The organism is Halomonas rhizosphaerae, assembly GCF_030010555.1.
GTDB classification, from domain to species: Bacteria; Pseudomonadota; Gammaproteobacteria; order Pseudomonadales; family Halomonadaceae; genus Halomonas; species Halomonas rhizosphaerae.
In genome coordinates this window covers 84,736-109,752 of sequence record NZ_JASCQP010000024.1, presented here as the reverse complement: position 1 = coordinate 109,752, position 25,017 = coordinate 84,736, and the positions used below count along the sequence as shown (strand labels likewise).

Below are 25,017 nucleotides of genomic sequence, written 5' to 3'. Positions count from 1 at the left end.
GTAGACTGCGGCGAGACTGCCCCCTGACCCGAAGGAAGGACGCGCCATGTCCCTCGACGACCTGCACCTCAACCTGCGCAACCTCACCCCGGACGACTACCCGCAGCTCCAGGCGCTGATGGACCGGGTCTACGACGACATCGGCGGCGCCTGGCCCAGGCCCACCATCGACAAGCTGATCAAGGAGTTCCCCGACGGGCAGATCGTCATCGAGGACGACGAGACCATCGTCGGCGTGGCCCTGACCGCGCTTGTCGACTACGACACCTTCTCCAATCCCCACCAGTACGACGACCTGATCGGCAAGCGCGAGACCATCCTCAACGACCCCGATGGCGACGCCATGTACGGGCTCGACGTGCTGATCCATCCGGACTATCGCGGCTACCGGCTGGGCCGGCGCCTCTACGAGGCGCGCAAGGAGCTGTGTCGCTCCATGAACCTGCGGGCGATCCTGGCCGGCGGGCGCATCCCCCAGTACCACGAGCACGCTCACGAGCTCTCCCCGGCCGAGTACCTCGACAAGGTGGCCCGCAAGGAGATCCACGACCCCATCCTCTCCTTCCAGCTGGCCAACGACTTCCAGGTCAAACGCCTGCTGCGCAAGTACCTGCCGGAGGACGAGAAGTCCCAGGGCTATGCCACCCTGCTGGAGTGGAACAACATCCTCTTCGAGCCGGCGGAACGGGTGCTGGAGAACCGCCCCACCCAGGTCCGCGTCGGCGCCGTGCAGTGGCAGATGCGCGAGTTCGACTCGGTGGAGTCGGTGCTGCAGCAGGTGGAGTACTTCGTCGATGCCCTGGCCGACTATCAGAGCGACTTCGCGGTCTTCCCGGAACTGTTCAACGCCCCGCTGATGGGGCTGCAGGACCGCGCCGCCCAGCAGGACCAGATGGCTGCCATCCGCTTCCTGGCCGGCTTCACCGACCAGTTCAAGACCGAGCTGTCGCGCATGGCGGTCTCCTACAACATCAACATCATCGCCGGCTCGATGATCGAGCTGGGCGAGGATGACCTCCTCTACAACATCGCCTACCTGTGCCATCGCGACGGCAGCATCGAGCGCCAGGCCAAGCTGCACATCACGCCCCAGGAGCGCCGCGACTGGGTGATCGAGGGCGGCGACGAACTGCTGGTGTTCCAGACCGATGCCGGCCGGGTGGGCATCCAGATCTGCTACGACGTGGAATTTCCCGAGCTCTCACGGCTGCTCGCCGACCAGGAGATGGACATCCTCTTCGTGCCCTTCTGGACCGACACCAAGAACGGCTATCTGCGGGTGCGCCACTGCGCCCAGGCCCGGGCCATCGAGAACGAGTGCTACGTGGTGCTGTGCGGCAGCGTCGGCAACGTGCCCTCCATCGAGAACATGGAGATCCAGTACGCCCAGTCGTCGGTCTTCTCGCCCTCGGACTTCGCCTTCCCCCACGATGCCGTGCTCTCCGAGACCACGCCCAACACCGAGATGATCATGTTCTCGGACCTCGACCTGACCCGCCTGACCGTGGTGCGGGCCGAGGGCTCGGTGACCAACCTCAAGGACCGCCGCAAGGACCTCTTCGACCTGCGCTGGCGGGACTGGTCCTGGAAGTCCGGGGCCAACCTGGAGGAGGGCTGACGCCATGCTCGGCCGGCTGCTGCGCCTGGGGGGCCAGCGCTTCGAGGCGCGCCACCCCTTTCCCGAGGCGCTCTGGCGGGAGGCCCGGGAACGCGTGCCGCTGCTCGCCGCCCTGCCCGAAGAGGATGCCGAGCGGCTCGGCCAGCGCGCCTGGCAGTTCGTGCATGCCAAGCGCCTGAGCCTGCACCCGGAGCTTGCCGAGACCACCGACTTCGACCCACCCGCCCGGCTGGCCCTGGCGGCCCAGGCCTGCCTGCTGACCCTGGGCTGGGAGGAGGAGGAGCACCGCGAGGCCTTCGCCAACGTTCACGAGATCCTCATCCTGCCCGACGCCTTCCGGCGCCGGGTGGAGGAGATGGACGAGGCCGGCGTGGTCCACGAGTATGTCGACGAACGCGCCGGCGAGACCTCCTCCCAGGGGCCGGTGGTGGTCTCCTTTCCCGACCTGATGGAGAGCGGTGACTTCTCGGGCTTCAACGTGCTGATCCACGAGCTGGCCCACAAGCTCGACCTGGGCAACTCCCTGGACGTGGATGGCTTTCCACCGCTGCCCAGGGAGATCGACCCGAAGGAGTGGCACCGGGTCTTCATGGGCGTCTGGGAGGACCTGCAGTCGCGCCTGGCGTGCGGCGAGCCGACGCCCATCGACGACTACGCGGCGACCCACCCCGGCGAGTGCTTCGCGGTCTGTTGCGAGCATTTCTTCACCGCCCCGGACGTGCTCGTGCAGGCCTACCCCGCGCTCTATGCGCTGCTGGTTCGCTACTTCCGCCAGGATCCCCTGGCCCGCTGTCCGCCGGCCACTGCGGCTCATCCCGGCTCGGCATCCACCTCGCGGGCGAGCCACGACCACAGCAGCGACGCCTCCTCCTGACGCTGACCCCGCGCCGAACGTACCAGCCAGAAGCGCTCGTCGGTGGGCACGGCGAGATCGAACGGAGCGACGAGGTCATCACGCCCCTCGAACAGGCGCCGGTGGGTCAACGCCACGCCTCCGCCCTGGCTGGCCAGCGCCAGGGTCATGGCCTGGTTGTCGCAGGTCAGCGCCGGCGAGCGCGCGTCGAGGCCGGCCACCCCGGCCCGCTCCAGCCAGCTCGGCCAGCCCACGGCGAAGCCTGCCGCATGCAGCAGGGTCACGCCCGCCAGGTCGGCGGGTGCCGCCAGGCCGCGTGCCACCGCCGGGGCACACACCGGCAACAGGCGCTCGACACCCAGCGACAGCGCCTCCATGCCCGACCAGCCGCCGCCTCCGTAGCGGATCTCGATATCCGCCCCCTCGGGGCCGAACTCGCCGGACCAGATGGCACTGACCAGGCGCACGGCGATCGCCGGATGGGCACGATGGAAGGCCAGCAGCCGGGGCGCCAGCCAGTTCTGCTGGATGACCGGCGTGGTGCGCAACGTGACCGAGCGTGCCGTTGCACTGCCGAAGACCTCTCGGGTGCCTTCGCCGATGCGCGCGAACCCCTCGTGGATGCTGGGTAGCCACGCCTGGCCCACCGGCGTCAGTGTGAGGCTTCGCGGGTGACGCACGAAGAGCTTCTGCCCCAGGCGGTCCTCGAGCAGCCGGATGCGCTGGCTGATGGCCGCCTGGGTCACCCCCAGTTCGCGACCGGCGGCCGTGAAGCTCAGGGTGCGCGCGGCCGCCTCGAAGGCCTGTAGCCAGATCAGCGGGGGCAAGGAACTCATGAAATAGCCACCCATAAGCTGTGCTTGGTCATAGGGGCCAGATTATTCGTTTGTCAGCCGCCGGGCCAGCCGTCACCCTCGGGGCTCCCCGTCACCGTCATGCCCGACATTCAAGAGGAGGACCGCATGGACGCCACTGCCCCCCACGCCGCCACCGCCGAGCCGGTGGAGATGCAGGAGTTGGCCCCCTACGCCCAGGCCCCGCGGCTACGCGACGGACGGGCCGACGATAGCGGCATCCACCTGGCCTGGGAGGATGGCGAGCAGGCCCGCCTTCCCTGGCTCTGGCTGCGCGACCACTGTGCCTGCCGCGCCTGCCGCCATGCCCAGACCCGCGAGCGCCTCGTCCTGCCGCTGGCGACCATCACCCGCCCCCGGGAGGCCCGCATCGAGGCCGGCCACCTGCACCTGGTATGGGAGGATGGGCATGAGAGCCGCTTCGACGGCGGCTGGCTTCACCAGCGTCGCCCCGGCGTGGAAGCGGCCACGGCGCTGCCCGCCCCGCGCCCCTGGCCCGAGGGCTTTCGCCCCGAGCGGGTCGACCACGCGGCCTTCACCGGCTCTGTCGAGGGTGAGCGGGCCTGGCTCGAGGCCCTGCTGCGCGACGGCCTGGTGCTGCTCGACAACGGGCCGCTGGCCGACGAGGAGGTGAGCCGCCTGGCCAGGCGAATCGGCCCGCTGCGCTCGACCAACTTCGGCGCCCGCTTCGATGTCCGCTCCAAGCCCAACCCCAACAACGCCGCCTACACCGCCATCGGCCTGGCACTGCACACCGACCTGCCCAACTGGCGCCAGCCGCCGGACATCCAGTTGCTCTACTGCCTGGAGAACGGCGCCGAGGGGGGCGAGTCGCTGTTCGCCGACGGCTACCGGGTCGCCGAGGCCCTGCGCCGCGAGGACCCGGAGGCCTTTCGCCTGCTCAGCGAGACGCCCATCGACTTCCGCTTTCAGGACGAGGAACAGGACATCGCCGTGCGCGCGCCGATCCTGCACTGCGACGCCGACGGGCGCGTGGTGGAGGTGCGCTTCAACAACTGGATCCGCGACACCCTGCGCCTGCCGGCGGAGCTCATCGAGGCCTGGTACGCCGCCTATCATCGCTTCTGGACGCTGCTGCACGAACCCCGTCATCGGCTCGCGTTCAGCCTGGCCCCGGGCGAGATGGTCGCCTTCGACAATCGCCGCGTGTTGCACGGCCGCGGCGCCTTCGACCCCGACAGCGGGCGACGCCACCTTCAGGGCACCTACCTCGACCGCGACATGCTCGAGTCGCGGCTGCGGGTGCTGGCGCGCCACGCCTGACCCGGCTCACCGCCGGCCGGCCATTGGCCAGCATGCCCCCGCCCCGTATGCTGTCGCTTTCCCAGCCGCCAAGGCGCCCGCCCGCATGCCCCGTCCGCTCCTGCTTCCGCTGATCGCCCTCATCCTGCTCGCCGGCCTGGCCGTGGGCTGGCAGTGGCTGGCCAGCGAGGACCTGTTGACCGTCGCCACGCTGCAGCGCCTGGTCCAGGGCTCCCTGGCCTGGCGCGACGCCCCCTGGGCGGTGCTGGTGGTGATGGCCATCTACGCCGGGGCGTCGCTGGTGATGTTCCCGCTCAGCCTGCTGGTGGCGCTGACCGGGCTGCTGTTCGGCCCCTGGTGGGGCTTTGCCCACGCGCTGGCGGGTACCCTCGCGGCCTCGATGCTGACCTGGTGGGTGGGCCGCCGGCTCGGCCGCGAGGCGCTGATGCGCCACGGCGGCCGGCACCTGCGCGGGGTCTCGCGCTACCTGTCGGGGCGTGGTATCCGCACCATGACCCTGGTCAACCTGCTGCCGCTGGCCCCCTTCACCCTGACCAACATGATGGCCGGGGCCTTCCGCCTGCGCTTTCGCGACTACATGATCGGCTCGATGCTGGGTATCGTCCCCGGGCTGGCCGGCGTCACCCTGCTGGGCAGCCAGTTGGGCGAGCTGGCCACCGCCGAGAGCCGCGGTGAGCTGCTCTGGGCCGCCGGTGGCCTGCTGGCGGGAATCGCCCTGCTGGCCGGTCTCAAGGCCTGGTCCGACCGGCGCCGCCGCGCCCGCTGACGGGGCTATTTCCGCGGCACCTCGCTCTCGTCCTCCGCCCGGTGGCCGGGCCACCAGGCGGGACGGTCCTGCTCCCACTCCTCCTGCACCAGGTGGCGCAACAGGCGGCCGCGATGGCGGAGCATATGCCACTCGGCCCCCAGCCGGTGGCGCACCCGCTCCCAGCCGCCCTCGTCGGCATGGGTGAAGGGGCCGCCCCGGGCGATGGCACGGCGATAGACCGCCAGGCAACGCTCGGCGCAGCGTCCTTCGTCGTAGTCGGCCGCGGTCTCGAGGGCGGACTCGGCCAGCGGCCGGCGGACGCCGGGATCCGCCAGGGCGACCAGCGCCTCGGCCATGGCGTCCACGTCATCCGTGGCGAGCAGCCGCCCGTTGCGGCCGTCGACCACCACCTCGCGCACCCCGGGGGCATCGATGGCCACCACGGGCAGGCCGGCCGCCATGGCCTCGGCCACCACCATCCCCTGGGTCTCGCTGTGGGAGGCGAAGGCGAAGACGTCCATGGCGTGGTAGGCATCGATCAGCGCCTGGCCCTGCAGGCGACCGGTGAAGTGCAGGCGCCCCGCCACGCCCCGGGCGTCCGCCAGCGCCTGGATGTCGCCGCGGGCCTCGCCCTCGCCCACCACCAGGAAGTGGGCCCCGGACTCGCGCACCAGCGCCTCGGCCACTGCCTCGGCCAGGAACGCCAGGTTCTTCTCCAGCGCCAGGCGCCCCAGGTGGCCGATCACGTAGGCCCCGTCAGGAATGCCGAGGCGTGCGCGCCAGTCCCGGCCGTCGCCAAGAGCAAACCGCGCGGTATCCACGCCGCTCGGCACCACGCTGATGCGGGGATTGGCCTCGCGCCGGTGCAGCAGGTCACGGATGCTCTCGCTGGGTGCGATCACCTCGTCGCACAGCCAGGTGTACTGGGTGGCGAGCGCCACCGCGAAGCGCTGCATGCGCGGCGAGTCGCCGGGCACATAGTGGGTGTAGTGCTCGTAGAGCGTGTGGTGGGTGAAGATCAGGGGCAGGCCGTAGGTCTCCGCCGCCCGGGCGGCCGTATCGCCCAGCAGGAAGGGGTGATGGGCATGGACGATATCGGGCTCGAAGGCCTCGATCGCCTCGTGGAGCTGGCCGGGAATCGGCACCGGCAACGAGAAGTCGCTGCCGTTGAAGTGCTGCACCGCCACCACCCGAACCACGTCGCGCTCCTCTCGCGGCTGCCCCTCCAGACGCGGCGCCACCACCAGCACCCGGTGGCCGGCGACCTGCAGCTGGCGCTTGAGCCGCTGCACCGACTCGCTGACCCCGCCGACGATGGGCAGGTAGGTATTGGTGAACATCAACACATTCACGGCAACAAGGCTCCTCGGCTGGCAGTGGCGACATTCTGCAGGGAGGGCACGCGGCTGGCCATCTCCTGTTCAAGATAGGCGACGAAGGCGCGGATGCGCGCCGGCACGTGCCGATGCTGGCGATAGACGGCGTGGAAGTCGGCACGCACCCCCTGCCAGTCGGGCAGCAGCTCGACCAGGCGACCATGGGCCAGGTGGTCGTGGACGTCCCACCAGGAGCGCAGCGCGATGCCGTGCCCATCCAGCGCCAGCCGCATGACCACCTCGCCGTCGTTGCTGGCCAGCGGCCCGGCCACCTTCACCGCCTGCTCCACCCCGGGGTCCTCGCGCTGCTGGAAGCGCCACACCGCGAAGTCGCTGTCGTTCTCGCGCAATAGCAGGCACGCCTGCCCCGACAGGTCCGCCGGCGAGATCAGGGGCGGAAGGGCCGCCACCCGGGCGGGGGCGGCACAGAGCACACGACGGTTGGCCAGGATCCGTCGGGCCACCAGCCGGGAGTCCGGCGGCTCGCCGACGCGGATGCCGATGTCGAAGGCCTGGTCGCCCAGGCTCAACGGGAAGCCGGAAAGTTCCAGGCTCGCCTCGATGCCGGGATGGTCCCGACAGAAGGCCGAAAGCAGCGGAGCCACGTGGCGGCGGCCGAAGCCGAAGGTGGCGTTGACCCTCAGGGGGCCGGAGAGCTCGGCCCGATGCTCGCCGAGGGACTCCTCGAGCTCGCTGAGCTCCTCGAGGATCATCCCGCCCCGCGCCAGGTAGCGCTCGCCCTCGGCGGTCAGCGTCAGGCGCCGTGTGGTGCGGCTGGCCAGCTCGACCCCCAGCCGCGCCTCGAGCTGCTTGAGGCGCTTGCTTACCGCCGACAGCGACAGGCCCAGTTCGCGGGCGGTGGCGGTGAGGCTGCCGGCATGGGCCAGGCGCCGGAAGAAAGCCAGGTCATCGAGGGGCGTCATGCCATTCTCCACTTTCATTCAACAATGAGTTGAATGGTAACCCGATTATCTTTCCTCCGTGCAGGACTAGACTGGCAGGCACGACCCATGCACCCCAGGAGGAGATCCATGTCCCATCGCATCGCCGTCATTCCCGGCGACGGCATCGGCAAGGAGGTGATGCCCGAGGGGCTTCGCGCCCTCGAGGCCGCCGCCAAGCGCTTCGGTATCGACCTGAGCCTCGAGCACTTCGACTTCGCCAGCTGCGACTATTATGCCGAGCACGGCCAGATGCTGCCCGACGACTGGTTCGAGCAGCTCAAGGGCGCCGATGCCATCTTCTACGGTGCCGTGGGCTGGCCGGAGACGGTACCTGACCACATCTCCCTGTGGGGCTCCCTGCTGCAGTTCCGTCGCCGCTTCGACCAGTACGTCAACCTTCGCCCGTGCAAGCTGCTACCCGGCGTGAAGAGCCCGCTGGCAGATCGCAAACCCGGCGATATCGACTTCTACGTGGTACGCGAGAACACCGAGGGCGAGTATTCCAGCGTCGGCGGCAAGATGTTCGAGGGTACCGATCGCGAGGTGGTGATCCAGGAGACCGTGATGACCCGCACCGGGGTCGACCGGGTGCTGAAGTACGCCTACGAGTTGGCCCAGAGCCGCCCGCGCAAGAAGCTCACCTCGGCCACCAAGTCCAACGGCATCGCCATCACCATGCCCTGGTGGGACGAGCGCGTGAAGGCGATGGGCGTGCACTACCCCGAGGTGTCGGTGGACCAGTTCCATATCGACATCCTCACCGCCAACTTCGTGATGCACCCCGACTGGTTCGACGTGGTGGTGGCCAGCAACCTGTTCGGCGACATCCTCTCCGACCTGGGACCGGCCTGCACCGGCACCATCGGCGTGGCCCCCTCGGCCAACATCAACCCGGACGGCCACTTCCCGAGCCTCTTCGAGCCGGTCCACGGCAGCGCCCCGGACATCGCAGGCAAGGGCATCGCCAACCCCATCGGCCAGGTCTGGTCCGCCGCCATGATGCTCGAGCACCTGGGCCACCCGAAGGCCGGCCAGGCCATCGTCGATGCCTTCGAGGCGGTGCTCGCCGAGGGCGACAAGGCGGTGCTGACGCCGGACGTCGGCGGCCATGGCACCACCGAGGCCCTGGGCCGCGCCATCGCCGAACGCATCGCCGGCTGAGCGAGCTCACCCTCCCGATACGCGACGGCCACCGCGCAGGCGGTGGCCGTCGTCGTTCCGGCTCCCTTCATTACCCCCTCAGGAACGGCGCTCGATCACCTCGTCGTCGTGTACTTCCTCCCGGCCGGAGATCATCGCCTCTGGATAAACGCCGGAAGTCTGACGTGCATCAAGCTCCCGCATGCCAATGAAGGGTGCACGCGCAGGATAGGCTAGGTTATAAGCTTATAAATGATAGGACATGACTAGGCTGCCAACCCCTTGCGCAGGAGTCCTGACATGACACGCCACCTCGCCCCCCCTCGAATGGACCGCCGCCAGCTGCTCAAGCTGGGACTCGGTGCCGGCGCGGCAGGCCTGCTGCCACTGGCCGGCCTCGAGGCCACCACCGTCCCGACGCGTGCCCACATCGTCATCCTCGGCGGCGGTGCCGCGGGCATGGCCATGGCCAATCGCCTTGCCATGCGGCTCTCCGGCGCCCGCATCACGGTAGTGGAGCCGCGCGAGATTCACCACTACCAGCCGGGCTGGACCCTCGTCGCCTGCGGCGTCTGGCATCCCGACAGGACCCTGCGCTCCAATGCCGACTTCATGCCCCGCGGGATCGACTGGATCCGCCAGCCCGCCGTCGGGGTCGATGCCGAACAGCGCCGGGTCTCCCTGGCCGACGGAAGTATCGCGGAGTACGACTACCTGGTGGTCGCCACCGGCCTGCAGCTCAACTATCACCTGATCGATGGCATGTCGCCGGAGCTGATCGGTAGCCACGGCATCGGCAGCGTCTATGCCAGCCTCGAGGGCGCCACCCGCACTCGCGACGCCATCGACGAGTGGCTCGCCAGGGGCAGCGGTCAGGGCCTCTTCACGGCGGCGCCCACCCCGGTGAAGTGCGCCGGCGCGCCGCTCAAGATGACCTTCACCACCCTCTCTCGCATCAAGGATACCGGACGACGCGACGCCTTCCGGCTCGACTACCTGACCCCGGGCGAGGCCATGTTCAGCCAGCCCTGGGTCGATGACTTCCTCAAGCGACGCTTCGACGACGAGGGTGTCCAGCGTCGCCACCATTACCGACTCTCCGCCATCGACCCGGGGGCCCGTCAGGCGGAGTTCACCTTCGTCGGACCGGCCAGCGAGTTCACTTCCCACCACGAGCTTCGCCAGGCGGAGTTCGGTCGCGAGGGCGAGATGACCGAGGTGATCGACTATGACTTCATCCATGTGGTGCCCCCCATGAGCGCCCCGGACGTCATCCGCGAGAGTGACCTCATCGCCCGGGAGGGCCCCTTCCGCGGCGAGTGGCTGGATACCGACATCCACACCCTGCAGCACAACCGCTACCCCGAGGTGTTCGGCATCGGCGACGTGATCGGCGCCCCGATCAACAAGACCGCGGCCAGCGTCAAGGCCCAGGCACCGGTGGTAGAGGCCAACCTGCTGGCCCAGCTCCAGGGCCAGGCGCTGCCCGCCCGCCACAACGGCTACACCTCCTGCCCGCTGATCACCGATATCGGCAAGGCCATGCTGGTGGAGTTCGGCTACGACAACGACATGGCCTTCCTGCCCTCCTTCTCCTTCATCGACCCGAAGGAAGAGTCCTGGGTGGCCTGGGTACTGAAGGACTACCTTCTGCAGCCCGCCTACTACGCCATGCTGGAAGGACGTGTCTGAGGAGACCTGACCATGAACTTCACGCTGTCCGGCATCCTCGCGGTGCTGTCGCATGCCATCCCGCCCTTCCTGCCGCTGATCCTGGCGCTTCTGGCACTGCTGGTGATCGCGCAACTGCTCGGCCGCCTGCGCGGCTATCGGTTCACCGCCTACCGTTGCGTGCCGGCCACCATCGTCGCACTGCTGGCGGGGCTTTCGACCCTGTGGTGGTTGCCGCAATTGACCGGCTCGCGCCTCGCCTTCGTGGCCACGGCCACCGACTGGGCGGCGCTGGTGGCGGCGGCGCTCGGCGTCGCCCTGCTCACCTGGCTGGTGCTGCACCCGCTGAGCTACCTGGTCCGCGGCCCCCGCCGATACTGAAACCCTCAAGTGACAGGACGCCGGACCGCGCTCTGCGCGCAGAGTGCGGGCGGGGCCTGGGGTGCGACCGGATGGCGCGGAGCGGCGTCAGCCGGCCAGCTTCGCGGCGATGCGCGCCACGTGCTCGCCCTGGAAGCGGGCGATCTTGAGTTCCCGCTCGTCGGGCTGGCGGGAGCCGTCGCCCCCGGCGATGGTGGAGGCGCCGTAGGGGTTGCCGCCGCCGGCCTGGTCGAAGACGTACTGCTCGCCGATACCATAGCCCAGTGGCACGATCACCATGCCGTGGTGCGCCAGGGTGTTCCAGAAGGAGGTGATGGTGGTCTCCTGCCCACCGCCGGTACCGGTGGAGGTGAAGACGCTCGCCACCTTGCCGCGCAGCTTGCCGCCCGCCCACAGGCCGCCGGTCCGGTCGAGGAAGGTGCGCATCTGGCCGGACATGTTGCCGAAACGGGTCGGGCTGCCGAAGATCACGGCGTCGACGTCGGCCAGTTCCTCGGGGCTCGCCTCGGGGGTATCGAAGGAGCGGCCGCCGGCCTTGGCGAAGGCCTCGGGGTCCATGGTCTCGGGCACCCGCTTGAGGGTGACCTCGACGCCTTCGACGACGCGCGCCCCTTCCGCCACGGTGCGGGCCAGGGTATCGATATGGCCGTACATGGAGTGGTAGAGCACCAGTATCCGGGTCATTCGCATGCCTCCTCTTGCGGGTCAGTCGTGTAGCAACTCTCAGTGTAGAATCGACAGAAACGAAAGGAAGCGAAGAATCTCGACGCTAACGATCGACACGTTCGAAACGCCCCCCCTGCACCACACCCCTTCGAGGATCCGCACCCGGTCCGCGGCCAGCAATGGCAGGCAGCAACCGGCCGGAGGTGACGCGCGTCAGGGATGTCTTGACCACGGGCCCGCACGCGTCGTCCTGAACACCCGATGGCATCGATGCCTGGCCCGATATTCCTGCGGGAGATCCTGGCCTATGCTGATTCGGGCCTGCGATGCATCGCACTCGCAGGGCCTCTAGCTGGCCACGGCCCGATGTCCCCAGATCGAGGAGCCCCACCATGACGATCTTCGAAGCCTTGCGCGCGGACCATGACATCCAGCGCGACCTGCTGGAAAAGCTTCTGCAGACGTCCGGCGACAGCCAGGAGCGAGAGCGACTTCACCACCAACTGCGCGCCGAGCTTCAGCACCATGCTGCCGCCGAAGAACGCGCGCTCTACATGCCGATGTTGGCGATCGACCTGACCCAGGAGAAGGCACGACACAGCGTGGCAGAGCACCATGAGATCGACGAGCAACTCGAGACCCTGGAGGCCACCGACTACGCCTCGCCTGCATGGCTGACCCAGGCCAGGAAGCTGAGCGAGCTGGTGATTCATCACCTCGATGAGGAGGAGCACGAGGTCTTTCAACTCGCCGGCCGGGGGCTTGCGGAGCACCAGAAAACCGATCTTGCCGACGACTATCGGCAGGAAATGGCGAGACAGCGGCAGGACGCCTAGAAGTCCGATGAAGGGCGGGACGCCCGGAAGACGCCCTCGATGATCCTGACCCGGTCCGCGGCCAGATTGTCGCGAAGGTTGCGCCCCATTTCCGCGAAGACATCACCGAAGATCAGCGCCGGCCCGGGCAGCGCGGGCCCAGGCGGCGTCCCATCACCCTCACGGCGGCTGTGCTTGCGTCGCCAGGCGAGCGCCGATTCGGTGACGTCCTGCACCACCACCGGAGCGTAGCCGCCCTCGGCCAGCAGCGCCTCCAGGGCATGCCGGGAACGCAGATGGCTGGTCTCGACACGGCGCGCCCAGGGGACCGGCAGGCACAGCGGTGAGGGGGCGTCGCCGGCCACCACCTCGTGCAGCAGCACCGTGCCCCCCGGCACCAGCAGCCGGTGCCACTCGGCGAGCACCGCGGCGATGTCGGGCATGTTCATCAAGGCATGCTGGCACCACACCACGTCGAAGGTGCCATCCGCCAGGGGCGTGTGCGCCGCATCGGCGCACAGGAAGCGCGTCCGGTCGTCGAGGCCGGTGGCGCGGCTCAGCCAGCCGGCCACGTCGACGAAGGCCGCGGTGATGTCCAGCCCGATGACCTCGCCGCCGAATTCCGCCGCCAGCAGCCGGCTCGCCCCGCCGGTGCCGCAGCCCACGTCCAGCACCCGGCTGCCCGGGGCGAGGCCTCCCAGGGCAGCCAGGGAGCGACTGGCCCGTCGTCCGCCCAGGTGCAGCTGGTCGATGCCGGCGACCTCGTCCAGGGTGAGATGGTCCGGGTCGCACCCCGCCTCGCGGAAGGCCGCCCGCAGCCGCATCGTCAGGCTTTGTCCGCTCCGCGCGCCCGGCGCATCATAGTGGGCATCGAGGTGGCGGGCATGGTCGGTCATGGCACTCTCCTGTGGGTACGCGGCGTTGCCAGTCTAGCCGTGGAAGGCCTCGCTCCCCATCGTGCAATGGTCACAGCCGCGCCGCGGCTCGAAGTGCTACGGCAGTAGGCCTCGCCCCTGGCCAGGCGCGGATTTTCACCCTGGGCCCCGCCACTTTCATCCGACCGACGCTCGCCCTTGAGTCCACCGGCGACGGACGGGATGGTGTCGTCAGCCACCACAACATCGACAACAGGTGCCCACATGCCTTCCGACATGAGCCTCGAGCAGTTCTTCTCGCGCCTCTGGGACGACTACACCGCCATGACGCCCCAGGCGAGCCGCATCCATGATGCCCTGGTCGCCGATGGCGAGACCGTCGTCAACGACCACGTGGCCTTCCGCACCTTCGACCGCGGCCCCGTCCGCCTGGCCGACCTGGAGCCCCACCTGCTGGCGCTGGGCTACACCCGGCTGGAACCCTACGACTTCGAGGCCAAGAAGCTGCGCGCCTGGGGCTACCTGCCACCGCGAGAGGACCAGCCCAGGGTCTTCCTCTCGGAGCTGAAGTGCCGCGAGCTCTCGGCCCGGGCCCAGGAGATCATCGACGAGTTGGTGGACCAGATCGACCCTGCGCGGATCGCCTCGCCCGAGGTGATGTGGGCCGGCCGCCTGTGGGAGACCCCGACCTGGGGGGAATACCGGACCCTGGCGGAGGAGAGCGAGTACGCCGCCTGGCTGTCGATCATCGGGCTGCGGGCCAACCACTTCACGGTCAGCGTCAACCACCTGCGCCGCCACGACACCCTGGAGAAGCTGCTGGCAAAGGTCGAGTCGCTGGGACTGGCCATCAATGCGTCCGGCGGACGCATCAAGGGCTCCCCCGAGGTGCTGCTCGAGCAGGCCTCGACGCTCGCCGACCGCATGCCCTTCACCTTCTCCGGCGGCCGGGTGGAGGAGATCCCCACCTGCTACTACGAGTTCGCTCGCCGCTACCCGGATGCCGAGGGCCGGCTCTACCAGGGCTTCGTCGCCGCCAGCGCCGACCGGATCTTCGAGTCCACCGACGCCGGTTCCGACCATGCTGGCTGAGTGGCTCGACCAGGGCCTGGAGGGGCGCCCCCCTTCCCGCGCCGAGGGCAGGGTGTCCGGGGGGCGCTTCCGGCTGTCCGCCCCGGGGGTGCTCGAGCTCGTGCCGGACGACCCCGCGCCGGAGGCGAGGGCCTGCGTGCTCTCGGTCGGCGTCCACGGCAACGAGACGGCCCCCATGGAGCTGCTGGGCGAGGTCCTGGCCCGGCTGGAGGCCGGGCAGCTCTGCCTGGGGGCCCCGCTGCTGGTGATCCTGGGCAATCCCGAGGCGATCCGGCGCGGCGAGCGGTATGTCGCCACCAACCTCAACCGGCTGTTCCGCCGCGACCTCGAGGAGGCGGGTGACGAACCCGACCGGGCCCGGGTGCTGATGGCCGCGGTGGACGCCTTCTACGCCCGCCATGCAGGCCTCTCCCGCCTGCACTACGACCTGCACACCGCGATCCGCGAGAGCCGCTACCCGCGCTTCGTGGTCGAGCCCTTCGCCGAGGCGCCGACACCCCCCGAGCAGTGGCGCTGGTTGGCCGCCGCCGGCATCCAGGCGGTGCTCCACCAGCACCGTCACAGCTGGACCTTCTCGCACTATGCCAAGCACTACCATGGCGCGGCGGCCTTCACCCTGGAACTGGGGCGTGCACTGCCCTTCGGCCACAACGATCTCGCCCCCCTGGCCCCCATGGGCCGGCTCCTCCAGGCGCTGGTCGAGGGCCGCGAGCCGGCCACCGCCGCCCCCGGCACCCTGGCCTTCTTTCGCGCCGAGCACGAGCTGCTGCGCCACAGCGAGGCGTTCCGGCTCTGCTTCCCGGACGATACACCCAACTTCAGCGAGTTCCCGCCCGGCACCCGGCTGGCGGAAGACGCCGTGGCCGGCGAGACCCGCGTCGGCGAGACCCCCCTGTCGGTGGTCTTTCCCAATGCCGAGGTCGAGATCGGCGCCCGGGCGGCGCTGCTGGTGGTGCCGAGCCCGCCACCGGACTGACGCCGCCCCGGCACCCCCACAACAACAACCGCCAGGAGACTCCCCATGCCCCATGCCATCCCCGTCCCGGACCGCGGTAGAATACCCGGCGCGTCGCGGTGCCCTTCCGGAAATCCTCCGGCCTGTTAGAATCGCCCCCTTCTCGATCCCGGCCCGCGCCGGCCGACCTTCGATGCGGCGGACCGCCCACGATCTGGAGCCCGTTCCATGGCCGATACCCCGATTCCGCTGGAAGTGCGCGACATCACCAAGCGCTTCGGCGACACCGAGGTCCTGAAGGGCCTCTCCCTGAAGGCCCACAAGGGCGATGTGATCACGCTGATCGGAGCCTCCGGCTCCGGCAAGAGTACCTTCCTGCGCTGCATGAACCTGCTCGAGCAACCCGACGAGGGCGACCTGATCGTCCACGGCGAGGAGATCCGCTTCAAGAAGACCCGACACGGCCGCGAACCGGCCGACTGGAAGCAGGTCGTGCGCATGCGCGCCAAGCTCTCCATGGTCTTCCAGAACTTCAACCTCTGGGCCCACATGACCCTGCTGGAGAACATCATCGAGGCCCCGGTGCATGTGCTCGGCAAGCCGAAGAAGGAGGCCGTCGAGCACGCCCGCGCACTGCTCGAGCGGGTGGGCCTGACCGAGCGCGCCGACGCCTATCCGGCACAGATGTCCGGCGGCCAGCAGCAGCGCGGCGCCATCGCCCGGGCGCTGGCCATGGACCCCGAGGTGATGCTCTTCGACGAGCCCACCTCGGCGCTGGACCCGGAGCTGGTGGGCGACGTGCTCAAGGTCATGCGCGACCTCGCCGAGGAGGGGCGCACCATGATCCTGGTGACTCACGAGATGGCCTTCGCCCGCGACGTCTCCAGCCAGGTGATCTACCTGCATCAGGGCGTGATCGAGGAATACGGCCCGCCAGAGGCGGTGTTCGGCAGCCCGCGCTCCGAGCGGCTCAAGCAGTTCCTGGCGCCCAAGCACTGAGCCAGCCCATGAGGAGAGCCCCATGATCGATCTTCACGGCTACGGCCCACGCCTCGCGGAAGGCGCCCTGATCACCATCGAGCTGGCGGTGCTCTCGCTGGTCCTGGCCATCGTGCTGGGCCTCGCGACCGCCAGCGCCAAGATGTCGCGCAACTGGCTGGCCCACCGCATCGGCACCCTCTACACCACCATCATCCGCGGCGTTCCCGACCTGGTGCTGATGATGCTGCTGTTCTTCGGCGGCCAGATCGGCATCAACATGGTCACCGACCAGCTCTACGAACGCTTCGGGTGGGACGTCTTCATCAACGTCAACGAGTTCGTCGCCGGCGTGGTCACCATCGGGCTGATCTTCGGCGCCTACATGGGCGAGACCTTCCGGGGCGCCTTCCTGGCGGTGGACAGCGGCCAGATCGAGGCCGGACGCGCCTATGGCATGAACCACTGGCTGGTGTTCCGGCGCATCCGCTTCCCGCAGATGATGCGCCACGCCATCCCGGGCCTCTCCAACAACTGGATGGTGCTGCTCAAGACCACCGCCCTGGTCTCGGTGATCGGCCTCACCGACATGGTCCGCGTGGCCGCCGAGGCCTCCAAGGCCACCCGCGAGCCCTTCACCTTCATGATCATCGTCGCGGCCGTCTACCTGCTGATCGCCACGGCCTCGGAGTGGGGCTTCGCGCGGCTGCAGAAACGCTATGACGTCGGCTACCGGGAGGCGGACTGATGGAAGCCCTGATGACCTGGCTGGAGGCCCAGCTCGCCGACAACAGCATCTTCACCCTGCAGACCCTCGGCTACTACGGCGAGGGCCTGGTCACCACCGTGCAGCTGGTGGCCCTGTCGCTGATCATCGGCCTGGTGCTGGCGGTGCCGCTGGCCATCGGGCGCGGCTCGCGGCATCGCTGGATCAGCCTGCCGATCTTCCTCTACTGCTACGTGTTCCGCGGCACGCCGCTGCTGGTCCAGCTCTACCTGATCTACTATGGCGTGGTGTTCGTCGAGGGGATCCAGGAGACCTGGCTGTGGGTGATCCTCGAGAAGCCCTTCGTGCCGGCGCTGATCGCCTTCACCCTGAACACCGCGGCCTACACCACCGAGATCTTCCGCGGCGCCATCAAGTCCACGGACCGGGGGGAGATCGAGGCGGCGCGGGCCTATGGCATGTCCCGGGGGCTGATGCTGCGGCGTATCGTGCTGCCCAGCGCCTTCCGGCGCGCCCTGCCCGCCTACGGCAACGAGGTGATCTTCATGCTCCACGCCAGCGCCATCGCCAGCGTGGTCACCATCATGGACCTGACCGGGGCGGCCCGTTTCGTCTATGCGCGCTACTACGCGCCCTTCGAGGCCTTCCTGTTCGTGGCGGCCATCTACCTCTGCCTGACGTTCGCCATCCTCTACCTGTTCCGCTACCTGGAACGGCGCCTGCTGGCGCACCTCAAGCCGGTCAGCGGCTGACAGGCAACGACAAGGAGCGTAAAACAAGCGTTGGGAACCGGCGTTTGAATGCGGCCGGCTCCCCCTTCCGACGGGCCCGGGCATCCGCTATCGTGGTTCCGTCGTCACCCACGAGGTGAAACCACCAACAACACGGGAAGACACCCATGAAACTTCACAAGATCCTGAGTCTCGGCGTGTTCGGCGCCGCCCTGGTCGCCGGCAGCGCCAGTGCCGAGGTCCGCGACATCCGCATCGGCGTCGACGTGCCCTACGAGCCCATGGAATACCGCACCCCAGAGGGCGAGCTGACCGGGTTCGACATCGACCTGGGCAATGCCCTGTGCAAGGAGATCGGCATCCAGTGCGAATGGGTCGTGCAGGGCTGGGACGGCATCATCCCCGGCCTCCAGGCGCGCAAGTACGACGCCATCATGTCCTCGATGACCATCAACGAGCAGCGCCGTGAACAGGTGCTGTTCTCCGAACCCTACATCACCCCGCCGTCGGCCTGGTTCGCCCCCGCCGACGTCGAGATCGGCACCCCGTCCGAGGAGACCCTCGACGGCCTGACCCTGGGCGTGCAGCGCGGCACCCTGCAGGACAACTATGTGACCGACCTGTACGGCGACGTGGCCGACGTCAACCGCTACGCCACCGCCGACGACATGGTGCTGGACATGGACTCCGGTCGCCTCGACGCCGTCTTCCTCGACTTCCCGATCGGCAAGTCAACCCTCCTCGACAGCGAGGCCGGGGACTACAAGCTGGTCGGCGAGAAGATCACCGAGCCCAAGGAGTACTTCGGCGAAGGCTTCGGCATCGCCTTCCGCCAGCGAGACCAGGAGCTGGCCGAGGCCTTCAACGCGGCCCTGGCGACGCTGAAGGACAACGGCACCTACGACGAGATCCACGAAAGGTACTTCAGCACGGACTGACCCGAGCGGCTCAGCTGCCAGCCGACACGACCGGGGCCCCAGTGGCCCCGGTCCTGCGTTCGGGCCCGACCCTCAGGGCGGGGCCTGGGGGGCGTTCTCGCGCCTCTGGATGGCCCGGCGCATGAAGGCCAGGATCCAGCGCACCATCAGGGTGTCGTCCACCGGCGCCGAGAGCGACGCCTCCCCCTCGCGTACCCGGTGGTGGCCGACCAGGTCGGCGCGCAGCGCCATCAGGTCCCGGGAGTAGGCCCGGGTGAACTCGGGATGGCCCTGCACGCCGAGGAAGTGCTCGCCGACCTGCATCAGGTAGGCCGGGCAGAAGTCGCTGCCGCCGAGCACCCGGGCACCCTCCGGCAGCCGCTCCACCTGGTCCTGGTGGCTCACCAGCAGGTCGAGTCCCGGCTGCCAGGGCGTCATCCAGTCGGCCCGCTCGGTGACCCGGTTGAACGACATGCCTACGCCCCAGCCCTTGCCGCTCTTCGCCACCTCGCCGCCCAGCGCCCTTGCCATAAGCTGGTGGCCGAAGCAGATGCCCACCAGCGGCTTGCCCGCCGCCCAGAGGGCGCGCACGAAGGCCTCGAGCGCGGCGATCCAGGGCAGGTCGTCATTGACCCCGAACTTCGACCCCGTGGTCAGCCAGGCGTCCACCGCCTCGATGTCGTCGGGGATCTCGCCGTCCAGGCAGCGCCAGACCCTGAACGCCAGGCTCGGGTCGACGCGATGGAACAGCACCTCGAACATCTCGGGATAGTTGCCGTGGGTCCCGCGCAGCTCCGGTGCCACGTCGTCACACTGCAGCAGTCCGATCACCATGCCCTGCCCTCCCCGCGTCATCTCGCCCCCTGCCTCAAGCCCAGCACCGCGGCGCCGCGGCCGGCCACCCGCTCGACCCGTTCAGAGCCGGCCCTCCACGGCCGCCACGAAGAGGTCGCGGTACGCGTCGGCCGTGAAGGCGACGGGGTTGGTCCCCGAGGAGGGATCCTCCACCGCCATCCGCCCCACCCGGTCGGCACGCCCGCTGTCGATGCCCAGCTCGGCCAGGGTGTGCGGGATGCCGAGCCGCTCGCGCAACTCCAGCACCCAGTCGATCACGCTGGCCGTCCCCGGCTGGGCCAGGGCGAGGTAGCGCCCCAGGCGCACCATGGGCTCGCCGATGGCCCGCTCGTTGGCGCGCAGCACATAGGGCATCAGCACCGCATTGAGGGTGCCGTGGTGGGCGTCATGCAGGGCCCCGAGGGGATGGGCGAGGGCGTGCATGGCGCCCAGGCCGCGCTGGAAGGCGGTGGCGCCCATGCTCGAGGCCACCAACATGTTCATGCGCGCCTCCAGGTCCCCGCCGTCGGCATAGGCCCGGGGCAGGAAGTCACGCACCCGCCGCACCCCCTCCACGGCGATGCCCTCCGCCATCGGGTGGAACTGCCGCGAGCACCAGGCCTCCAGGCAGTGGGAGAGCGCGTCCATGCCGGTGGCCGCGGTGATGGTCGCCGGCAGGCCGATGGTGAGCTCCGGGTCGAGGATGACCCGGTCCGGGAGCATGCCGGGATGGAAGATGATGCGCTTGACGTGGGCCGCCTCGTCGGTGATCACCGAGGCGCGCCCCACCTCGGAGCCGGTGCCGGCGGTGGTGGGCACCGCCACGCAAGGCACGATGGCCGCGCCGTCGGCATGGGTCCAGTTGTCGCCCACGTCCTCCAGCGCCCACAGCGAGAGCCCCTCGCGCTGGCGGGCCATCAGCGCCACGGCCTTGGCGGCATCGAGCCCCGAGCCGCCGCCGAAGGCGATCACCCCATCGTGGCCGCCGTCGTTGAAGGCGGCCACCCCGGCCAGCACGTTGGCCCCGGTGGGGTTGCCCTTGATCTCGCTGAACACCCCGATGGCCAGGCCATCGGCCCGGGCCAGGTCGAGGATGTCGCGCACCATGGGCAGGCCGGCCAGGCCCGGGTCGGTGACCAGCAGCGGCGCGGTCATGCCCAGTTCCCGGCATAGCCCGGGAAGCTCACGGATACGGCCGGGCCCGGTGAGGATGGGGGCCGGGTAGTTCCAGCCCATGCGGTAGTGGTCGGGATCGAAGCTCATGGGGACCTCCGCCGTCAGGCATGCTTGAGATGGAAGGACTTGGGTCGGGTCAGGGTCTCGTAGCCCAGCCGCGACAGCGAGCAGCCGCGACCGGAGCACTTGACGCCCGTCCAGGCCAGCTCCGGGTCCAGGGTGTCGCAGCGGTTGGTGAAGACCGTGCCGGCCTCCAGCCGCCGGGCAATGGCCTCGCCGGCGACGAGGTCGCGGGTGAACACCGCCGCGGTCAGGCCGAAGGCACTGTCGTTCATCAGCGCGATAGCCGCCTCGTCGTCGGCCACCGGCATGACGCCGACCACCGGGCCGAAGCTCTCCTCGGTCATCACGCGCATGGTGTGGTCGACCCCGGTCAGCAGCTGGGGCGCCAGGTAGGCGCTGCCCGGTACCGAGAGCGGGTAGTCGCCGGGGTCGATCCAGGCCGTGGCGCCGGCCGCCACCGCCTCCTCCACCTGGCCGCGCACGAAGTCCGCCGCCGCCGGCCTGACCAGCGGGCCGAGGGTCGTCGCCGGGTCGGTGGGGTTGCCGAGCCGGAGCTGGCGCACCCAGGCCACCGCGCGCTCGACGAAGGCGTCGTGGATCGAGGCGTCCACGTAGAGGCGCTCGATGGCGCAGCAGCTCTGCCCCGAGTTGAAGAAGGCCCCGTCCATCACCCCCTCCACCGCGGCGTCGAGATCGACATCGGCGCGCACGTAGGCCGGATCCTTGCCCCCCAGTTCCAGGCCGGTGGCGATGAAGCGCCCGGCGGCGTTGCGCTCGACCATGGCCCCGCCCGCCACCGAGCCGGTAAAGGCGACGTGATCGATACGCGGGTCACGGATCAACGCCTCGGTGTCGGCGTGGGCGAGGTGCAGGTGCTGGAAGACGCCTGCCGGCAGCCCCGCCTCGTCGCAGGCCTGCTGGAGGCGCTCGGCACACAGCGGCGTCTGGGCGGAGTGCTTGAGCAGCACGCCGTTGCCGGCCATGATCGCCGGCACCAGGGCGTTCACCGCGGTCATGTAAGGGTAGTTCCAGGGCGCCACCACCAGCGACACCCCCAGCGGCTCGCGGGTGATGTAGCGCGTGAAGCCGGGCTTCTGTGCCAGGTGGATCGGCGCCAGCGCCTCCTCGGCCAGGACGATCATGGTCCGCGCCCGCTCCTCGAAGCCGCCCACCTCGCCGGCGGCCGCGGCGATGGGCCGCCCCATCTGCCAGGTCAGCTCCTCCGCCAGGGCGTCGCGGCGAGCCACGAAGGCATCCACCATGCGCGAGCAGAGACGCGCGCGCTCCTCCACCGGCACCTCGCGCCAGGCGCGCTGCGCCGCCACCGCCCGCTCGAGGGCCGCCTCGATGGCCGCCGCGGAGGCCTGTTCCCGCTCCACGTAGACCGAGCCGTCCACCGGTGAAATCGTGCGTTGTATGGCCATGCTCCCCTCCTCGGACAAATGACAGGTCAACCGGTGTCAGCACTCGCGGCTGATCCGGCGACAGGTCCCGAAATGTCGGACCATCGCGGGGGCGCTGTGAATCCCTCCCTGGACGCTACCGATGCCCCGCTTCGCTCTCGCGTCCCGCTCCGCTTGCAGGTCCGGTGCTGGCCATCCTTGGCCAGCCCGTTCGGAGCAGTGCTCCTCACCCCTGGCATAGGACCCCCGCTACGACCTGTCCCCGGCGCCGCTCGGCGCTCGGCGCTCGGCGCTCGGCGCTCAGATGATCTCGAAATAGCGATCCAACTCCCAGTCCGTGATATGGCGCCGGAACTGGCGCTCCTCCCACTCCCGGGTCGCCGCGAAGTGCTCGACGAAGTCGTCGCCGAAGAGGTCGCGGGCCGCCGCACAGCCCCGCAGGCGCTGGGCGGCATCCCACAGGGTGCGGGGCAGCGCCTGGTGCGGCGGATGCTGGCGGTCGTAGGCGTTGCCCTCGACCGGCGGGTCGGGCTCGAGGCGCTGCTCGATGCCCCAGAGCCCCGAGGCGATGGCCGCGGCCATCGCCAGGTAGGGGTTGGCATCGGCGCTGCCCAGGCGGTACTCGACCCGCTGGGAGGCCTCGCTGCCGGGAATCACCCGCAGCGCGGTGGTACGGTTCTCGACGCCCCAGGTGGCATCGGTGGGCGCCCAGAAGCCGGGGATCAGCCGGGTGTAGCTGTTGATGGTGGGCGCGAACATCGCCAGCAGCTCCGGCATCAGGGCCTGCTGGCCGGCCACGAAGTGGCGCTGCAGGTCGCTCATCCGGTCCGGCGCCGCGGCATCGAAGAAGGCCGAGGCGCCACTCCCGGCGTGGCGCAGCGACAGGTGGACATGGCCGCTCTGCCCGGGATAGTCCGGCGACCACTTGGCCATGAAGGTCGCCATCAGGCCGCGACGCTGGGCCCACACTTTGGTGAAGGTCTTGAACAGCGCCCCCTTGTCGGCGGCGGCGAGCGCCTCGTCCACCCCGATGGCCGCCTCGAGCACCCCGGGGCCGGTCTCGGTATGCAGCCCCTCGATGGGGAAGTCCATGGCCTCGGCCATGGCCAGCAGCTCGTGGTAGAGCTCGCCATGCACCGAGCTCCTGAGCATGGAGTAGCCCATCATGTCGGGGGTGAACGGTCGCAGGTGGCGAAAGCCCTTCTCGCGGACCGATTCCGGCGTCTCATGGAAGAGGAAGAACTCGTACTCCAGGGCGGCGCGGGCCGTGAAACCCATCGCCTCGGCCCGGGCCAGCACCCGCCTCAGCAGGCCGCGCGGGCAGATCGCCTCGGCGGGGCCCTCGAACTCGGCGAGGAACAGCAGCATGTCGCCCTCGGCGGGCACCTCCCGGCAGCTCTCCGGCACGATCCGCAGCGGCGCATCCGGATAGCCGGTGTGCCAGCCGGTGAAGCGCACGTTGTCGTAGAGCTCGTCCTTGCTGTCCCAGCCCAGCACCACGTCGCAGAACGGGAAGCCCTTCTCCAGGGAGGCGAAGAACTTCTCGCGTCCCATGTACTTGCCGAGCATCACGCCGTCGATGTCGAACATCCCCACCTTGACGTGGCTGAGGCCCCGGGCCTCGACGATGCGGCGTGCGTCCTCGGCACTGGCCACCGCTCTTGGCTGCAATCGGCTCATGGCACCTCCTCATCCTGCCTGGTCCTGTCTTGCCGCCGACGAACGGCGACCCTGCGGGGCGGGCGACATAGGCCGCACCACCCCGTCCACTGCTCAGGAGTAGCGGTAGGGAGGGCCGGCCTCCTGCATGGTCTGGCGATAGTCCTTGAGGATCTGCACCACCCGGGCGCTGCGCTCGCTCTCCTGGGCGATCTCGTCCCAGAACGCCAGCGCCTCATCCTCGATGGTCTGCCACTCCTCCTCGGGGATCGAGGTCAGCTCCAGCTTGCCGCCGGTAGTGCGGTAGTGCGCCTCGCCCCACCAGTACCAGTGCTGGCGATAGTAGTGGGAGCTGTCCATGCACAGCCGAAACAGCGTCTTGAGGTGCTCCGGCAGTTCCTCCCAGCGCTCGGTATTGGCGAAATACGACCCGGCCCAGGCGCCGGAGATGTTGTTGGTCAGGTAGTAGTTGCTGACGTCGGCCCAGCCCACGGTGTAGGCCTCGGTGATGCCGGCCCAGGCGATGCCGTCGAGCTCGCGGGTCTGCATGGCGACCTCGATGTCCTCCCAGGGCAGGGTCACCGGCACCACGCCGAAGCGGCTGAGGAAGCGACCCGCCGTGGGGAAGGTGAAGACCCGCTTGCCCTCCAGATCCTTGATGCTGCGGATCGGGTCCCGGGTCACGAAGTTGCAGGGATCCCAGGAGCCGGACCCCAGCCAGGTCACGCCCTCCACCTCGCCGTAGGCCTCCTCCCAGATCTCCTTGAGGCCGTAGTGGTGGAACAGCGCCGGCACGTCGAGGCTGTAGCGCGAGGCGAAGGGGAAGTAGCCGCCGAACACCGAGACATCCACCGGGGCGTTGATGGAGTCGTCATCGCTCTGCACGGCATCGATGGTGCCGCGCTGCATGGCACGAAACAGCTCCCCGGTGGGTACCAGCTGGTCGGCGTAGTAGAGCTCGATCTCCATCTCGCCGTTGGCGGCCTTGTTGAAGGCATCGATGGAGGGCTTGATGACGTGCTCGGCCAGCGCCGGGCCGGCATAGGTCTGCAGGCGCCAGCGGATGGGGCTGGACTGCGCCTTCACGTAGGGGGCACCGACGGTGGCCGCCCCGACCGTGGCGGCGGTGGCCACCCCGGCCTTCTTGAGGAAATCGCGACGGTTGGTCATGGTTCTTCTCCTGCGATGGTGGTTGTTGTTCGGCAAGGTCGTTGCAGTCGCGTGTCGGCACCTCCTTGGGCGCGCTCGCCCCGGTCG

24 protein-coding genes are annotated in these 25,017 nt (G+C 69.4%); 14 read left to right on the top strand and 10 right to left on the bottom strand.

Features of this window, described 5'->3' with window-relative positions:
- Positions 1–46 precede the first annotated feature (46 nt).
- Both QLQ83_RS09340 and QLQ83_RS09335 read left to right on the top strand, forming a co-directional pair.
- Positions 47–1,618, top strand: coding sequence for a bifunctional GNAT family N-acetyltransferase/carbon-nitrogen hydrolase family protein (locus tag QLQ83_RS09340; protein ID WP_282735255.1), 1,572 nt, complete (start codon positions 47–49; stop codon positions 1,616–1,618).
- Between the two features lie 4 nt (positions 1,619–1,622).
- On the top strand, positions 1,623–2,492 hold the full coding sequence (locus QLQ83_RS09335) for a M90 family metallopeptidase (protein WP_282735254.1): 870 nt from the start codon (positions 1,623–1,625) through the stop codon (positions 2,490–2,492).
- Here QLQ83_RS09335 and QLQ83_RS09330 read toward each other — a convergent pair.
- On the bottom strand, positions 2,429–3,307 hold the full coding sequence (locus QLQ83_RS09330) for a LysR family transcriptional regulator (RefSeq protein WP_282735253.1): 879 nt from the start codon (positions 3,305–3,307) through the stop codon (positions 2,429–2,431). The genes QLQ83_RS09335 and QLQ83_RS09330 overlap by 64 nt on opposite strands.
- Before the next feature lie 126 nt (positions 3,308–3,433).
- Between QLQ83_RS09330 and QLQ83_RS09325 the strand changes: the two genes are divergently transcribed.
- Together QLQ83_RS09325 and QLQ83_RS09320 are read left to right on the top strand one after the other, a co-directional pair.
- Entirely contained in the window at positions 3,434–4,609 is a 1,176-nt protein-coding gene (locus tag QLQ83_RS09325) for a TauD/TfdA family dioxygenase (RefSeq protein ID WP_282735252.1), read from the top strand.
- A gap of 85 nt (positions 4,610–4,694) precedes the next feature.
- Entirely contained in the window at positions 4,695–5,375 is a 681-nt protein-coding gene (locus QLQ83_RS09320; RefSeq protein ID WP_282735251.1) for a TVP38/TMEM64 family protein, read from the top strand.
- A gap of 5 nt (positions 5,376–5,380) precedes the next feature.
- On the opposite strand, the gene QLQ83_RS09315 is transcribed toward QLQ83_RS09320, so the two are convergent.
- The gene (locus QLQ83_RS09315; RefSeq protein WP_282735250.1) at positions 5,381–6,709 is read right to left on the bottom strand and encodes a glycosyltransferase; all 1,329 of its coding nucleotides are present in this window, start codon (positions 6,707–6,709) and stop codon (positions 5,381–5,383) included.
- On the bottom strand, positions 6,706–7,656 hold the full coding sequence (locus tag QLQ83_RS09310) for a LysR family transcriptional regulator (RefSeq protein WP_282735249.1): 951 nt from the start codon (positions 7,654–7,656) through the stop codon (positions 6,706–6,708). Before QLQ83_RS09310 ends, QLQ83_RS09315 begins: the two co-directional genes overlap by 4 nt.
- A gap of 108 nt (positions 7,657–7,764) precedes the next feature.
- On the opposite strand from QLQ83_RS09310, the gene QLQ83_RS09305 reads away from it, so the two are divergent.
- The 3 genes from QLQ83_RS09305 (at position 7,765) to QLQ83_RS09295 (ending at position 10,869) form a co-directional block, all read left to right on the top strand.
- Positions 7,765–8,838: a tartrate dehydrogenase gene (locus tag QLQ83_RS09305; protein ID WP_282735248.1), complete on the top strand. Its 1,074-nt coding sequence runs from the start codon at positions 7,765–7,767 to the stop codon at positions 8,836–8,838.
- Between the two features lie 279 nt (positions 8,839–9,117).
- A complete protein-coding gene (locus QLQ83_RS09300) occupies positions 9,118–10,509 on the top strand; it encodes an NAD(P)/FAD-dependent oxidoreductase (protein ID WP_282735247.1) in 1,392 nt (463 codons plus the stop codon).
- A 12-nt stretch (positions 10,510–10,521) separates the two neighbouring features.
- A complete protein-coding gene (locus QLQ83_RS09295) occupies positions 10,522–10,869 on the top strand; it encodes a hypothetical protein (protein WP_282735246.1) in 348 nt (115 codons plus the stop codon).
- An 87-nt stretch (positions 10,870–10,956) separates the two neighbouring features.
- On the opposite strand, the gene wrbA is transcribed toward QLQ83_RS09295, so the two are convergent.
- Complete coding sequence (gene wrbA, locus QLQ83_RS09290; RefSeq protein ID WP_282735245.1) at positions 10,957–11,553, bottom strand: NAD(P)H:quinone oxidoreductase; 597 nt, start codon at positions 11,551–11,553, stop codon at positions 10,957–10,959.
- A gap of 374 nt (positions 11,554–11,927) precedes the next feature.
- On the opposite strand from wrbA, the gene QLQ83_RS09285 reads away from it, so the two are divergent.
- Positions 11,928–12,371: a hemerythrin domain-containing protein gene (locus QLQ83_RS09285; RefSeq protein WP_282735244.1), complete on the top strand. Its 444-nt coding sequence runs from the start codon at positions 11,928–11,930 to the stop codon at positions 12,369–12,371.
- Here QLQ83_RS09285 and QLQ83_RS09280 read toward each other — a convergent pair.
- The gene (locus QLQ83_RS09280; protein WP_282735243.1) at positions 12,368–13,246 is read right to left on the bottom strand and encodes a class I SAM-dependent methyltransferase; all 879 of its coding nucleotides are present in this window, start codon (positions 13,244–13,246) and stop codon (positions 12,368–12,370) included. The genes QLQ83_RS09285 and QLQ83_RS09280 overlap by 4 nt on opposite strands.
- 243 nt (positions 13,247–13,489) lie before the next feature.
- Here QLQ83_RS09280 and QLQ83_RS09275 point away from each other — a divergent pair, with 243 nt between their 5' ends.
- From QLQ83_RS09275 to QLQ83_RS09250, 6 genes are all read left to right on the top strand, one after another.
- Entirely contained in the window at positions 13,490–14,317 is an 828-nt protein-coding gene (locus QLQ83_RS09275) for a DUF1338 domain-containing protein (RefSeq protein WP_282735242.1), read from the top strand.
- Entirely contained in the window at positions 14,307–15,293 is a 987-nt protein-coding gene (locus tag QLQ83_RS09270; protein ID WP_282735241.1) for a succinylglutamate desuccinylase, read from the top strand. Before QLQ83_RS09275 ends, QLQ83_RS09270 begins: the two co-directional genes overlap by 11 nt.
- A 207-nt stretch (positions 15,294–15,500) precedes the next feature.
- Complete coding sequence (locus tag QLQ83_RS09265) at positions 15,501–16,271, top strand: ABC transporter ATP-binding protein (RefSeq protein ID WP_282735240.1); 771 nt, start codon at positions 15,501–15,503, stop codon at positions 16,269–16,271.
- A 22-nt stretch (positions 16,272–16,293) separates the two neighbouring features.
- Positions 16,294–16,998, top strand: coding sequence for an ABC transporter permease (locus QLQ83_RS09260; RefSeq protein WP_282735239.1), 705 nt, complete (start codon positions 16,294–16,296; stop codon positions 16,996–16,998).
- Entirely contained in the window at positions 16,998–17,729 is a 732-nt protein-coding gene (locus QLQ83_RS09255) for an ABC transporter permease (protein WP_282735238.1), read from the top strand. Before QLQ83_RS09260 ends, QLQ83_RS09255 begins: the two co-directional genes overlap by 1 nt.
- Positions 17,730–17,875: 146 nt before the next feature.
- A complete protein-coding gene (locus QLQ83_RS09250) occupies positions 17,876–18,646 on the top strand; it encodes a transporter substrate-binding domain-containing protein (RefSeq protein ID WP_282735237.1) in 771 nt (256 codons plus the stop codon).
- Between the two features lie 72 nt (positions 18,647–18,718).
- Here the strand turns inward: QLQ83_RS09250 and QLQ83_RS09245 are convergent, their stop codons facing one another.
- The 5 genes from QLQ83_RS09245 to QLQ83_RS09225 form a co-directional block, all read right to left on the bottom strand.
- Entirely contained in the window at positions 18,719–19,459 is a 741-nt protein-coding gene (locus QLQ83_RS09245; RefSeq protein WP_282735236.1) for a glutamine amidotransferase-related protein, read from the bottom strand.
- Between the two features lie 81 nt (positions 19,460–19,540).
- Complete coding sequence (locus QLQ83_RS09240) at positions 19,541–20,722, bottom strand: iron-containing alcohol dehydrogenase (protein ID WP_282735235.1); 1,182 nt, start codon at positions 20,720–20,722, stop codon at positions 19,541–19,543.
- A gap of 14 nt (positions 20,723–20,736) precedes the next feature.
- Positions 20,737–22,122, bottom strand: coding sequence for an aldehyde dehydrogenase family protein (locus tag QLQ83_RS09235; protein WP_282735234.1), 1,386 nt, complete (start codon positions 22,120–22,122; stop codon positions 20,737–20,739).
- A 279-nt stretch (positions 22,123–22,401) separates the two neighbouring features.
- Complete coding sequence (locus QLQ83_RS09230) at positions 22,402–23,781, bottom strand: glutamine synthetase family protein (protein ID WP_282735233.1); 1,380 nt, start codon at positions 23,779–23,781, stop codon at positions 22,402–22,404.
- A 93-nt stretch (positions 23,782–23,874) separates the two neighbouring features.
- Positions 23,875–24,930 (bottom strand): TRAP transporter substrate-binding protein, encoded by a 1,056-nt coding sequence (locus QLQ83_RS09225; RefSeq protein WP_282735232.1) that lies wholly within the window; start codon positions 24,928–24,930, stop codon positions 23,875–23,877.
- Positions 24,931–25,017: the final 87 nt, after the last annotated feature.